Origin of the sequence: Streptomyces sp. NPDC051322 (genome assembly GCF_040689485.1) — a bacterium.
In the GTDB taxonomy this organism is placed as follows: Bacteria; Actinomycetota; Actinomycetes; order Streptomycetales; family Streptomycetaceae; genus Streptomyces.
Genome location: NZ_JBFBAK010000001.1, coordinates 779,380 through 792,943 on the forward strand (window position 1 = coordinate 779,380; position 13,564 = coordinate 792,943).

At 71.9% G+C, this 13,564-nt stretch carries 10 protein-coding genes and 1 tRNA gene; 3 read left to right on the forward strand and 8 right to left on the reverse strand.

Annotation, left to right across the window (positions count from 1 at the left end; translation table 11 throughout):
• Window positions 1–65 precede the first annotated feature (65 nt).
• Window positions 66–884, reverse strand: a complete 819-nt coding sequence (locus AB0436_RS03640) for an arylamine N-acetyltransferase (protein ID WP_366465999.1) — start codon at window positions 882–884, stop codon at window positions 66–68.
• Window positions 885–986: 102 nt separating this feature from the next.
• On the opposite strand from AB0436_RS03640, the gene AB0436_RS03645 reads away from it, so the two are divergent.
• Window positions 987–1,445, forward strand: coding sequence for a pyridoxamine 5'-phosphate oxidase family protein (locus tag AB0436_RS03645; protein WP_366466001.1), 459 nt, complete (start codon window positions 987–989; stop codon window positions 1,443–1,445).
• A gap of 53 nt (window positions 1,446–1,498) precedes the next feature.
• On the opposite strand, the gene AB0436_RS03650 is transcribed toward AB0436_RS03645, so the two are convergent.
• From AB0436_RS03650 to leuS, 5 genes are all read right to left on the reverse strand, one after another.
• Window positions 1,499–3,976 carry a ComEC/Rec2 family competence protein gene (locus tag AB0436_RS03650; protein WP_366466002.1) on the reverse strand — a complete coding sequence of 826 codons (2,478 nt, stop codon included), beginning with the start codon at window positions 3,974–3,976 and terminating at the stop codon, window positions 1,499–1,501.
• A 26-nt stretch (window positions 3,977–4,002) separates the two neighbouring features.
• Entirely contained in the window at window positions 4,003–4,773 is a 771-nt protein-coding gene (locus tag AB0436_RS03655; RefSeq protein ID WP_366466003.1) for a ComEA family DNA-binding protein, read from the reverse strand.
• A 404-nt stretch (window positions 4,774–5,177) separates the two neighbouring features.
• On the reverse strand, window positions 5,178–6,023 hold the full coding sequence (locus AB0436_RS03660; protein WP_366466004.1) for a DegV family protein: 846 nt from the start codon (window positions 6,021–6,023) through the stop codon (window positions 5,178–5,180).
• A gap of 62 nt (window positions 6,024–6,085) precedes the next feature.
• A complete protein-coding gene (locus AB0436_RS03665; protein WP_366466005.1) occupies window positions 6,086–6,838 on the reverse strand; it encodes a hypothetical protein in 753 nt (250 codons plus the stop codon).
• A gap of 114 nt (window positions 6,839–6,952) precedes the next feature.
• A complete protein-coding gene (leuS, locus tag AB0436_RS03670; RefSeq protein WP_366466006.1) occupies window positions 6,953–9,838 on the reverse strand; it encodes a leucine--tRNA ligase in 2,886 nt (961 codons plus the stop codon).
• A 349-nt stretch (window positions 9,839–10,187) separates the two neighbouring features.
• Between leuS and AB0436_RS03675 the strand changes: the two genes are divergently transcribed.
• Entirely contained in the window at window positions 10,188–11,369 is a 1,182-nt protein-coding gene (locus AB0436_RS03675; RefSeq protein WP_366466007.1) for a hypothetical protein, read from the forward strand.
• Complete coding sequence (locus AB0436_RS03680) at window positions 11,366–12,946, forward strand: NADH-ubiquinone oxidoreductase-F iron-sulfur binding region domain-containing protein (protein ID WP_366466008.1); 1,581 nt, start codon at window positions 11,366–11,368, stop codon at window positions 12,944–12,946. The genes AB0436_RS03675 and AB0436_RS03680 overlap by 4 nt, the downstream gene beginning before the upstream one ends.
• A 47-nt stretch (window positions 12,947–12,993) precedes the next feature.
• Here the strand turns inward: AB0436_RS03680 and AB0436_RS03685 are convergent.
• Window positions 12,994–13,066: transfer RNA gene (locus tag AB0436_RS03685), tRNA-Ala, on the reverse strand.
• A gap of 113 nt (window positions 13,067–13,179) precedes the next feature.
• Complete coding sequence (locus AB0436_RS03690) at window positions 13,180–13,413, reverse strand: hypothetical protein (protein ID WP_018103228.1); 234 nt, start codon at window positions 13,411–13,413, stop codon at window positions 13,180–13,182.
• Between the last annotated feature and the right edge of the window lie 151 nt (window positions 13,414–13,564).

Consider the following 13,564-nt stretch of genomic DNA (forward strand, 5'->3'; position numbering starts at 1 on the left):
TCGAGGCAAACGCAGCAGGTCGTGGGCGTTGGGCGGCTGCTGTCACGATGTGGGGCCTCCTGGGCCTACTGCCCAGTAATGTCGCGCCGCGCCGGGACCCGGTCGAACACCATCCCGAAGTGATCGCGGTAGGCGGCAAGGATGTCGGCGTCGGTGCCCAGTTCGGTCACCTGCCGCTCACCGCTGGAGGTGGTGGTGACGAGTCTGCTGCCGCTGAGGGTGATCCGGCCCCCGTCGCTGAGGCGTGAACAGATCAGCGAACGGGTGAAGTGGGACGCCGGGGATGTGCGGTGGTACCAGGCTCCGGCCTCGAAGTCGGCCAGTGCCCGCGGCCGCGGGTCCAGGCGGTACTGCGGCTTGCCGTCCCGCACCACGTCGACATCGCCGTCGGGCGCGTCCGCGATCCGGAACACGCCTGCGGCGTCCTGCTGTTCGTCCCTGGCGTCGAGGAGCAGGGGGCGGTGGCTGTGGTCACCGAAGCCGACGTCGGCGAGCCAGGGACCGGTCCCGTCCGACGTCGCGACGCGCAGCGCGAGATGGTCGTACGGGATGCCGAGACCGCCGTCCGCACTGTGCACCCGGGCCTGGAGCAGGGTCACCGTGAACCCGAGCGCCTGCAGCAGCGCGGCGAAGGCACCGTTCAGTTCGTAACAGAAACCACCGCGCCGGGCGCCCACGATCTTGTCGACGAGCGGCTTGTCGGCCAGCACGATGTCCTCACCGAGGGGGACCGAGAGGTTCTCGAAGGGCACGGTGAACTGATGGCGCACGTGCAGGTCGCTGAGCGCCCCGGCGTCCGGCGCCGCGGGGCGGACGGCGCCGATACGGCTGAGGTACTCATCGACCCACCGAGGCGTGGGCTGCGGCGACTGCGGTGCGTCCATGCGGAAAGTCTCGTCCAGGCCGAGGGTGCGCGCCATGGGTCGCGCGGCCTAGGACCGCAGCCCGATCCGCCGGAGTGCGCCGACGCCCTAACGTGATCGGTCATGACGACCCGGGAGCCGGCGCGGAGCCGGCAGCAGCGACGCCAGGACGCCCTCGACCGGCTGGAGAACGATGCGGACGCCTGGTTCGCCACCGCCTCCGCGGACGGTGAACCCTGTCTGGTGCCGCTGTCGTTCGTCCTGTATGAGGGCGACCTGGTGATCTGCACGCGGAGGACCAACCCGACCGCTCGCAACCTGACGCCCTCGGGCCGGGTCCGGGTCACCCTCGGACACACCAGGGACGTGGTGTTGATCGAGGGCACCGCCGAGCCCGTCACGGCCGAGGCTCTGACCCCGGCGGCCGATGCCTTCGCCGCGAAACTGGTCTGGGATCCGCGCGCCGAGAAGCCGTACGTCTATCTGCGAGTCACTCCGCAGGTCGTACAGGCCTGGCGCGAGGTGAACGAGCTTCCCGGCCGGGAGCTGATGCGCGACGGCCGTTGGCTCGACCTCGACTGACCGGGCTTGCGCCGTCGCCCGGCGGCGCGAACCGGCGGCGCGCTCGGCGCAGGTCAGCGCCCGGCGGGTATCGCCCGCAGGGCGGGGCCGCTGCCTGTCACCGCGATGGACCCGTCCGTGTCCGTCCGCAGTACCTCGGCCCCACCCGCCTTCAACGCCGAGACCGTACGGGGAGCCGGGTGGCCGTACGGGTTGTCCTGGCCGCAGGAGATGAGGGCCAGCCGGGGGCGCACCGCGCGCAGCAGCGCGGGATCCTGGTACGCCGAGCCGTGATGGGGGACCTTGAGCACGTCCACCGGTGGGAGGGCGGGGTAGGTGCGCAACAGCGCTTCCTGGGCCGGTGGTTCGAGGTCGCCGGGGAGCAGCAGGGTCAGTCCGGCCGTGCGGACCAGCAGAGTGACGCTGGCGTCGTTCGGTCCGTCCGGGAAGACCGCCGGCATACCCGGTGGCGCGTTCGCTGGCGTGCCCGGTGGCCACAGCACCTGCCACCGCAGACTTCCGATGCTGCGCTGCTCGTCGGCCCCGGCCGGGGCGAGTGGGACATGGGCGGCGGCCGCGGTCCGGCGGACGAACGCGCTCTGTTCCGGGGGGTCCTGGAGGGTCGTCGTCTCGATCGCGCCGACCGCTCTGCCGTGCAGTACGCCGGGCAGGCCCGCGACGTGGTCGGCGTGGAAGTGGGTGAGCAGCAGCAACGGGATCCGGGTGACCCCGAGAGCGCGGAGACAGTGGTCGACGAGGCGCGGGTCGGGGCCCGCGTCGATGACGACGGCCGAGCCGGTGCCCACGGCCAGCACCGTGGCGTCTCCCTGGCCGACATCGCACATGGCGTACTCCCAGTGGGGCGGTGGCCAGCCGGTGACGATCCGGGTGAGTGGGGCGGGCCGCAGGACCGCGAGCAGCAGCAGAAGCGCGCAGCCGGCGCAGGCCCAGGGGTGACGGCGCAGTCGGCGGGCGACCGGCACCAAAGCGGCCGTCACCGCGGCGAGCAGCAGTGCGCCGGTCCACCCACCGGGCCAGTCGATCTGCGCGCCGGGCAGCGAGGCCCCGCCGCGTGCCACAGCGGCGATCCAGCCGGCCGGCCATCCGGCACACCGGGCGAGCACTTCGGCGGCCGGCATGGCCACCGGCGCCGTGGCGAGGGCCGCGAAACCGAGGACGGTCGCCGGGCCCACCGCGAGTTCGGCGAGGAGGTTGCAGGGCACGGCCACCAACCCGACCCGGGAAGCCAGCACCACGATGACGGGGGCGCAGACGGCCTGTGCTGCGGACGCGGCAGCCAGCACTTCCGCAAGCCGGGGCGGTACCCCCCGCTCCTGCAGCGCGGTGCTCCAGCGCGGGCCGATGGTGAGCAGTGAACCGGTGGCCAGCACGGAGAGCAGAAAGCCGTAACTGCGGGCCAGCCAGGGGTCGTACAGAACCAGCAGCAGGACGGCGGCGGCCAGTGCGGGGATGAGCGATCTGCGTCGGCCGGTGCCGATCGCCAGCAGGGTGACGAGCCCGCAGGCGGCGGCCCGCAGCACGCTCGGGTCCGGTCGGCAGACGATCACGAAGGCGACGGTCAGGATGCCGCCGAGCACGGCCGTGCCGCGCAGCGGGATGCCCAGCCGTGGCGCGAGGCCGCCGCGCTCCGCGCGCAGCGCGGTACCGGGTGGTCCGATGAGCAGCGCGAGGACGAGTGTGAGGTTGCTGCCCGACACCGCCAGCAGATGAGTGAGATCGGTGGCCTCGAAGTCGTCCTGCAGATCGGGCGGAACCCGGGCGGTGTCGCCCACCACAAGTCCGGGAAGCAGGGCGCGCGCGTCCGGGGGAAGTCCTTCGCTGGCCTTGCGCAGTCCGCCGCGCAGCCCGCCCGCCAGGCGCTGGATGCCGGTCGGCGGGCCGGTGATCCGCGGCGGCTGCTTCCCCGGCACGCTGAATACCGCCGCGATACGGTCCCCGTCGGCCAGTGGCGGTTCCAGCCGGGCGGTCAACCGCAACCGGGTGGTGGGCAGCAGTCGCTGCCATCGGTCGGAGTGCGCGATCACCAGGACGGGTGTGCGGACCCTGGCCGCCGTGCCATCCGGAGCCCGTACCCAGGTCACTTCGGCGTCAAGCACGACCGATCCGGGCATCGCGTGGTCGCCTCTGACCCGTGGGCGGGTCGGGAGCGGGTCGGATGTGACGGTCAACTCGGCTGTGACCCGGGCGGACTGGCGGGCCAGCGCGGGCACCGGGCCGCGCCGGGTGTCCGCCCCGTGCAGCCCGGCCGATGCGGCACCTGCGGCTGCGCACAGCAGTGTCGCAGCCGCGGCGGTCGTACGGAGGCGGCGCCCCGGCCGGACGGCTCCGCCCACCAGCAGCGCCGCCACCGCGCAGAGCAGGACCAGCACGGTGGCGACGGCCCAGCCGCCCGGTGCGACCACGGTCAGGGCCGCAGCGGCCCAGGCTGCCAGCGCGGGGAACACCAGCCGCAGATCAGCCGGTCCTTCCTGGTGCGGGTCGGCCGCGCCCAGCCGGTGGCCCGATGCGGCATGAACTGCCGCACGGGTCACGGCCGCACGAGTCACGGCTTCCGGAGTCATGGCTGCACGAGCGGCTGCAGGTCGGAGAAGCGGCGGTCACCGATCCCGTTGACCTCGCGAAGTTCGTCGACGGAAGAAAAGCCGCCGTGCTGGGTGCGGTAGTCGATGATGTGCTGGGCCAGCACCGGTCCGACACCCGGCAAGGTGTCCAGTTGGTCGACGGTCGCGGTGTTCAGGCTCACCGGTCCGACCGGTACCGCGGCCCCGCCGGCGGGTGCGCCGTTGCCGCTGCCCTCAGTGCTTCCCTGCTGCGCCGGAGGTCCGCCGACGACGACCTGTTCGCCGTCCGTGAGCACCCGTGCCCGGTTCAGCCCGGCGGTGTCCTCACCGTCCTCCACGCCGCCCGCGGCCCGCAGTGCGTCGGCGACTCGGGAGCCCGCCGGCAATTGCCGGACTCCCGGCTGCCGGACCTTGCCGCTCACGTCGACCACGATGCGCGCGGCGGCCCGGGTGGCCGACGCGGAGGGTGCCGCCGCCCCCGGTGACATGAGCGGTGCGACAGGCGACCGCGCGCCCGCGCCGCTCGGTCGGCCCTCGCTGACGACTTGGGGAGCCGGTACGGAGTGTGGCCGGCCGGTCCAGAAGTGCTGGGCGGCAAGGACGGCGGCCACGACCAGGACGACAGACAGCGCGGCAAGCGTTCTGGGAGCGAGCCCGCATCGGGACTGGACCCACACCGGAAGCCGCTCCCGCAGCGCCGCCCCGACACCGGCGAGCACCGTGCCGGCCCGCGTGGGCGGGGGCGCGCCGGTCTCGGGGCCGAACAACGCGGCCGGGGGTGGAGAGGCCGGAACTGCCGGCGGCTCCGCAGCTGCGAGCGATGGCGGAGCCGGTACCGCCGGTGCGGCAAGCGGGCCACGCTCGGCCTCCAGCACCGCCCCGCCCCCGCTGCCCCCGGCCGGGGAAGCAGCCGGGAAAAGAGCTTCTGCACGGAGGCGGGAGGCCGGCACGGAGGCACTCGGCCGGCCCCCGCGCCCCCGGTGTCTGCCGTGCCGGGCGCGGCCGTCCGATGCCGGGGCGCGGCCGGGGCCGCTGGTGGCTGAGCGTGACGCAAGAGTTCGGGATGTCATGCCACGAGACGGTAGGCACCACCCGGCAACCGTGCTGATCAAGGTCAATTATGGTGGAAAACCCACCAGTTGTGGATAAGCAGGCCGCCCGAACGGGCGGATCAACGCGGCGAAACCACGGCCCCCAGCAGTCCGGGACCGGTGTGCGCCCCGATCACCGCCCCCACCTCACTGACATCCAGCTCGGCCAGCCCCGGCACCCGGTCCCGCAGCCGCTCGGCCAGTGCGGCGGCCCGCTCGGGCGCGGCCAGGTGGTGCACCGCGATGTCCACCCGGCTGGTCCCGGCGCGCTCCGCGACGATCTCCTCGAGCCGGGCGATCGCCTTCGATGCCGTGCGGACCTTCTCCAGCAGTTCGATACGCCCGCCGTTCAGCTCCAGCAACGGCTTCACGGCCAGCGCCGAGCCGAGCAGGGCCTGAGCGGCCCCGATCCGGCCGCCGCGCCGCAGGTAGTCCAGGGTGTCCACGTAGAAGTAGGCGGAGGTGCTTCCGGCGCGCTTCTCGGCGGCGGCCACCGCATCGTCGAGGGTGCCGCCCGCCTCCGCGGTCTCCGCCGCCGACACCGCGCAGAACCCGAGCGCCATCGCGACCATGCCGGTGTCCACCACCCGTACCGGCACCGGCGAGTCCTCGGCAGCCAGTACGGCGGCGTCGTAGGTGCCGGAGAATTCGGCCGAAAGATGCAGTGAGACGATCCCAGTGGCGCCGGCCTCGGCGGCGGCGCGGTAGGTAGCGGCGAACACCTCGGGACTCGGCCGGGAAGTGGTCACCGAACGCCGCTTCTGCAGCGCCAGCGCCAGCGCTCGGGCCGAGGTCTCCGTACCGTCCTCCAGAGCACGGTCGCCGAGGACCACGGTGAGCGGCACCGAGGTGATGCCGTGCCGCCCCAGCGTCTGACGGGGCAGGTAGGCCGTTGAATCGGTGACGATCGCGACAATGCGGGACATGAGCGGGAGATTACCTGCAGGGGGCGTGGACCGGGAGCGCGGCCCCACTCCGAAACGGCAATTCAGCTGGTGCTCTTCGGACGGGGGGCCTTCTGCCACGGATACCGGGTCTGCGGCTGCTCCCGGTCCCGCCCGGTGATCGCCTGCGGCTCGCCGCCGCCCTCAGGACCGCTCTCCGCACCGGCCACCGGGCCCGCGCCGACAGCAGGATCCGGCCAGGTCTGCGCGGTCGCACCGGGCTGCGCGGCCGCACCGCTCGGCCCGCCGTCGGGCACGGTCCAGTGCCGCAGAGCTCCGGCCTCCACGTCGATCTGCTCGTTCAGCGCGGCCAGGTCGTCGTCGGCGAACCGCCGTGCCCGGTCCCGCGCCGCCCAGCGGAGCGCGTCGGCGGAATGCGTGATCTGCTCGGTGCGCTCGCGCAGGGCGGGCAGCCGCCCGCTCAATCCCGCCCGGTCCGGTTCCCGCTCCAGGCGCCTGAGTTCCGCGTCGAGTTCCAGACCGTGCGCGCTGAGCCGCTCGAAGAGGCTCAGCGACTCCTGGAGGGACGCGTCCTCGTTCACGCCCGCGTGCAGCGCGTCCTGGGTGGCCCGCATGGACGTGCGCAGCGTCAGACGGAGCTGGGCGAGCTCGCCCAGGACGCCCGGCTGGCCGTAGCTCTTCGCCCGCAGTGCGGTGTCCTCGACGGTGCGCCGGGCCTGCGAGATCGTGCGGTCCACACCACGCTTGGCGGCACCCACCGCTTTGACGGTGAGGTAGGCCCCCGTCCCGACGAAGGCCAGAAAGAGCAGCGCCAGGATCAGGATCACGAAGTCCATGGGTGCCCCTCGGTCGTCGGGTGTGTCCCTCCACCGTAAACGGAACGGGCAGGCACAGGGTTCCATGGAAACCCCGAACCTGCCCGTAGGGGAAAGCCCGCATATACCGCCCGGCTACGCCGGAACGATGTTCACCAGCTTCGGCGCCCGGACGATCACCTTCCGGATGCCCGCGCCCGCCAGCGCCGCGACCACGGCCTCGTCCGCCAGCGCCAGCCTCTCCAGTTCCTCGTCCGCGATCGACGGGGAGATCTCCAGGCGCGCCTTGACCTTCCCCTTGATCTGAACGACGCAGGTGACCGTCTCGTCCACCACGTACGCCGGATCGGCGACCGGGAAGTCCTGGTGCACCACCGAGGCGGTGTGCCCCAGCTTGCGCCACAGTTCCTCGGCGATGTGCGGGGCCAGCGGCGCCATCAGCAGCACCAGCTGCTCGGCGACCGTGCGCGGTACCGGGCCGCCCGCCTTGGTCAGGAAGTTGTTCAGCTCGGTGACCTTGGCGATGGCCGTGTTGAAACGCAGCCCGGCCATGTCGTGGCCGACTCCGTCGATCGCCTTGTGCAGAGCGCGCAGGGTGTCCTCGTCGGCCTCGGCATCCGTGACGGTGACCTTGCCGGTCTGCTCGTCGACGACGTTGCGCCACAGCCGCTGCAGCAGCCGGTACTGGCCGACCACCGCACGGGTGTCCCAGGGCCGTGAGACGTCCAGCGGGCCCATCGCCATCTCGTACAGACGCAGCGTGTCGGCGCCGAACTCGGCGCAGATCTCGTCCGGGGTGACCGCGTTCTTCAGGGACTTGCCCATCTTGCCCAGCACCCGGCTGACCTTCTCGCCCTGGTACCAGTAGCCGCCGTCACGCTCCTCGACGTCGGCGGCGGGGACGGCGATTCCCCGGCTGTCGCGGTAGACGAAGGCCTGGATCATGCCCTGGTTGTACAGCTTGTGGAAGGGCTCGACCGAGGAGATGTGCCCCAGATCGAACAGCACCTTGGACCAGAACCGGGCGTACAGCAGGTGCAGTACGGCGTGTTCGGCGCCGCCCACGTACAGGTCGACGCCACCGTGCGGCTGGCCTTCGCGCGGGCCCATCCAGTACTGCTCGATGGCCGGGTCGACCAGCTTCTCGCTGTTGTGCGGGTCCAGATAGCGCAGCTCGTACCAGCAGGAACCCGCCCAGTTCGGCATGGTGTTGGTCTCGCGCCGGTACTTCCTGACGCCGTCGCCCAGCCCCAGGTCCAGCTCGACGTTGACCCAGTCCGCGTTACGGGACAGCGGGGTCTCCGGAGAGGTGTCGGCGTCGTCCGGGTCGAAGGTGCGCGGCGAGTAGTCGTCGACCTCGGGCAGTTCCAGCGGCAGCATCGACTCGGGCAGCGCGTGCGCGACGCCGTCCTCGTCGTAGACGATCGGGAAGGGCTCGCCCCAGTAGCGCTGCCGGCTGAACAGCCAGTCGCGCAGCCGGTAGTTGACCGTTCCCTCGCCGATCCCCCGGTCGGACAGCCAGGCGGTGATCTTCGCCTTGGCCTCGGTGACGCCCAGGCCGTCCAGGGAGATGCCGTCGCTGCTGGAGTTGACCAGCTTCGCGTCGTGCGCGACGAAGGCGTCGTCCCAGGCCGCGGGGTCGGTGCCGCGGCCGTCGGACGGCTCCACGACGCAGCGCATCGGCAGTTCGAAGGCGCGCGCGAAGGCGAAGTCACGGCTGTCGTGCGCGGGGACGGCCATGATCGCGCCGGTGCCGTAGCCCATCAGTACGTAGTCGGCGATGAAGACGGGCACCCGTTCGCCGCTGACCGGGTTGACGGCGAACGCGCCGGTGAAGACCCCGGTCTTCTCCTTGGCGTCGGCCTGCCGCTCCACATCGGACTTCGAAGCGGCGAAGGCGCGGTACTTCGCGACCGCGTCGGCCGGGGTGGCATGGCCGCCGGTCCACACCTCGTGGGTGCCGGCCGGCCAGGCGTCCGGGACGATCGACTTCTCGCCCGAGATCAGCTCGTGCTCGGGCGCCAGCACCATGTACGTCGCGCCGAACAGGGTGTCCTGGCGGGTGGTGAACACGGTGATGCGGTCATCGCCCGAACCGACCGCGAAGTCGGCGCGGGCGCCCTCCGAACGGCCGATCCAGTTGCGCTGCTGCAGCTTGATCGCCTCGGGCCAGTCGAGCGCGTCCAGGTCGGACAGCAGCCGGTCGGCGTAGGCGGTGATGCGCATGTTCCACTGCCGCAGCTTGGCCTTGAACACCGGGAAGTTGCCGCGCTCCGAACGCCCGTCCGCGGTCACCTCCTCGTTCGCCAGCACGGTGCCCAGCCCCGGGCACCAGTTGACGGGCGCGTCCGAGGCGTACGCCAGGCGGTACTCGCCCAGCAGGTTCGCGCGCTCGGTGGCGTCCAGCTCGCTCCAGGCGCGCGGGCCGGGCACCGGGCGCTCACCGCTCTCGAACCGGGCGATCAGCTCGTCGATCGGGCGGGCCCGCTGCCCCTCCTCGTCGTACCAGGAGTTGAAGATCTGCAGGAAGATCCACTGGGTCCACTTGTAGTACTCGGGGTCGATCGTCGCGAACGACCGGCGCTGGTCGTGCCCCAGGCCCAGCCTGCGCAGCTGGGACTTCATGTTCGCCATGTTGGACTCGGTGGAGGCCCGCGGATGCGTGCCGGTCTGTACGGCGAACTGCTCGGCGGGCAGCCCGAACGCGTCGAAGCCCAGGGTGTGCAGCACGTTGTGCCCGGTCATCCGCTGGTGGCGGGCGTACACGTCGGTGGCGATGTAGCCCAGCGGGTGCCCCACGTGCAGCCCCGTGCCGGACGGGTAGGGGAACATGTCCATGATGAACTTCTTGGGCCGGGCGGCCAGCGCCGGATCGCCCGCCAGGTCTCCCGTCGGGTTCGGCGCCTCGTACGTGCCGTCGGCGTCCCAGAAGTCCTGCCAGCGTGCCTCGATGTCAGCGGCCATGGCAGCCGTGTAACGGTGCGCCGCGGCCACCTCGGCCGCAGAATTCGTCTCGCTCATGATCCTCAAAGCTCCATCGGTCGTCTCTGCCGGCGAACCCATCTGATGGCACCAGTGGCACCAAACGAAAAAGCCCCTCGCACAGGAGGGGACGCCACGCTGATGCCGACCGGGACACTCCGTCGGTCGGAACTGATCAGCGCGGCTCGCTAAGCAGAAGGCGTACGGCACGCATGGCGTCAGGGTACCGCAGGCGCCGTCCCGCGTTGTACGGAGATACCCGACGGGCGAGGTTACTCCGCGTACCGCCCTGTACTGGGGCAACCGTGCAAACGCCGTACTGCTCGGTATCGAGCGCCCTAGCATGCCGCAACGGGATCGCATTGCCGAACCATTCGGAGTCGCCCCTATGAACCCTCATCGAACGTCGCTCAACGCTCAACGCTCAGCATCGATCGTTCTTCTGCTCCTCGTCCCGCTCATTGTGTTTGCAGGAAGCAATGCCCTGCGGGCCGCGACCGATTTCACCGCAGGCGTTCTCTCCCTGGTCTCGCTGACCGCCGCAGTGGTCTGGGGCCTGATAGCCACCGACCGGCTGCTGCTCTCCTCCCGGATGCGGCTGGTCGCCCAGGGCGTCCACCGCACGGTCGCGGTCGCGTCGGTCTTCTTCCTGCTGCTGCACATCACGGTGAAGGTCGCGCTCGGACATGTCGCGCTGCTCGGCGCCCTGGTTCCCTTCGGACTCGGTTTCCGCGGCAGCGCCGGCCTGATCGGTTTCGGTTCGCTCGCCGCGTATCTGCTGATCACCGCGGCCGCCACCGGCGCTCTGCGCAGCGCGTTCACCACGCCGGGCCGCACCCCGCTCGGGATCGCCGGCCGCTGGCGGACGCTGCACATGCTGGCGTACCCGGCCTGGTGCACCGGCCTGGTGCACGGGCTGTACGCGGGCCGTGCCCCGGCGACCTATGTGGTGGTGCTGTACAGCCTGTCTCTGGTCCTGGTGGCCGGCGCGCTGTCGGTGCGGATGCTGCCGCCGCCGGTGAAACGGCGGATCGCGGCCCGGATCACCGAGCTGGCCGGTCCGGGCGCGGGCTCGTCCACCGGGGTCCCGTTGCCACCGGAAGTCCCGGTGACTCCCCCCGTACCGGAGCGGCCGCCGTACCAGCAGTCCCCCTCTTACCAGCAGGCACCGCCGTATCAGCCGACACCGCCGTATCAGCAGGCGCTCCGCCCGGAGACGCGGTCGTACCAGCAGTCGTGGGCCCGCGGCCGGCCGCCGTCCTGGCCGCGGGCCTACGAGCCGCCCTCCTTTGCCCAGCGGCCGCCCCAGCCGGAGCAGCCGCCCCAGCAGCCCTTCCAGGACCCGCTCACTGCACCCCGCCCGTTGTACGAGCCGCAGCCCCGCACCGGTGTGGCCGGCGGCGTCCGCTGGCCGGCCCCGGCGCCGCCGCCGCCCGCCGAGGCTCCCGTGTATGACGCACCGGACAGTCCGGCTTACCCGTCCGGTTACGCCACCGAACCCCTGCCAGGCCCGTTCCACCCGCCCTCCCCCGGCGAGCCCTGGCACACCCCCGCAGGAGACCGAACGTGAACGTCCCCCTCCCCGATGTCCCCGAGGTCCGTGTGGTCGGCCTTCCCCAGCTGACCTCAGGTTTCGACCTGGTCGACCGCCTCGATCTCGCGATGCATCTGAAAGTGCACGGCCCGCTGGAACCGCAGACCGGTGAGCGCCTCGCCGAGCTGGCCGACGCCATCTCGCTGCGCGGCCGCGGCGGCGCCGGCTTCCCGTTCGGTCAGAAACTGCGGGCCGTGGCCAAGTCCGCGATCCGGCGCGGGGTGCGGCCGGTCGTCGTCATCAACGGCAGCGAGGGCGAACCCGCCTGTCGCAAGGACACCGTCCTGCTCAACCGCGCGCCCCACCTGGTGCTGGACGGCGCTTTGTTGGCGGCGGAAGCGCTCGGCGCGCGCACCCTGATCATCGGCCTCACCCGCAATTCGACCGAGTCGTCCATCCGCACGGCGCTCAGCGAGCGAGGACTCTCCGACCGGCGCGGGCAGCGGCTGCGGGCGCGGATCGTCCGCACCCCCGAGCGCATGGTCTCCGGTGAGGCATCGGCGTTGATCCGGGCCGCGGACGGCGGGCCCGCGCTGCCCATGGGCCGGCGCAGCCGTGCGTCCGACTCCGGCGTCGGCGGCGCGCCCACCCTGCTGTCGAACGCGGAGACCTTCGCGCAGCTCGCCGTCGCCGCCCGGACAGGACCGCGCCGCTACGGCCACACCGGGCTCTACAACGAGCCGGGAACCGTGCTGCTCACCCTCTCGGGCGCGGTCGCCCGGCCGATGGTCGTCGAGGCGCCCACCGGGGTGCCGCTGCGCTACGTGCTTCAGCTGGCCGGTGCCCCGTCGGCCCCCCAGGGCGTGCTGACCGGTGGCTATCACGGCAACTGGATCGACGCGGCCGCCGCCCATGACGCCGCGGTCTCCCGGGAGTCGCTGGCCGCCCTCGGCGGGGCGCTGGGCGCCGGCGCGATCCTGCCGATCGGCCAGGACACCTGTCCGCTCGGTGAGGCCCTGCGGGTCGCGAACTGGCTGGCCGCCGAGACAGCGGGCCAGTGCGGCCCCTGCAAACTGGGGCTTCCGGCCGCCGCGGGCGGCCTCTCCGACGTACTGAACGGCGGCGGCCCCGCCGCGCTGGAAGCGCTGCGCGAAGTGACCCAGGCGGTACGCGGCAGGGGTGCCTGCAAACACCCGGACGGCTCGGCCCGCTTCTTCGCCTCCACCCTCTCCGCCTTCACCGACGACCTGGCCGCCCATGTACTGGGCGGCGGCTGCGGGCGCGAGACGCTGGGTGTGCTGCCGCTGCCGATGCCCGGCTACACCGAGGAGTCCCTCGCCACCGGCGAGAAACTGGCGGTCGACTGGACGCTCTGCCAGGGCCACGGCCTGTGCGCGGACCTTGTTCCCGAGCTGATCCGGCTCGGCGCCGACGGCTATCCGGCGCTCGCCGACGCTTCCGTACCGGTCCATCTCCGGGGGCGTGCGCAACGAGCCGTACGCCGGTGTCCCGCGCTCGCGCTCCGTATCGAGCAGCCACCGGCGGAGCAGCGACCGTCCCGGTCGGCGCTTCCCGGCAGCGATCGCAAGGCGCTCGGCAGCGGCCGGAGTTGAAAAAAGTGGGCCACCCGATCGGGTGGCCCACTTCATAAGCCGAGGAGTGGAGCTAAGGAGAATTGAACTCCTGACCTCCTGCATGCCATGCAGGCGCTCTACCAACTGAGCTATAGCCCCGTGCTGTGTGCCGTTCGTGGGGAGAACCCCCTGCGGCTTCGCCAACATTACACGGTTCCCCCGGTGCTCTGCCAAATCGATTCCCGCCCCGTGCGCTCAGGCGATGGCGAAGCTCAGGCGGTGGCGAAGGAGTAGAAGCGCTTGAGCGTGCAGTGTTCCTCGAGCAGCCGTCCGTAGATCGGCTCGCCCTCCAGTTCACGGTAGGTCTCGATCGGGTCGCCCTTTATGATCAGCGCCCGCGCGCACTCCTCGCACCAGTACTGGTAGTCGGCGTTGACCGGGTCCATGTCACGGACGATCGGCGTACCGCTGCCGCACCAGTCGCATTTCCTCCTGTGCGCACCCATCGGTCAGCTCCAGCTGCGGCAGCGGGCCGTGCATGCCGTGCGTGCGGAGAGGCTTCCGAAACCGTGTGCGAGGACATGGGCGCGCTCCAGCATGCTCGCGGGCATCGCGCTCTCCCCTCCCGTTCGGGCCGTTGTCCCCCTCCGGCGGTCC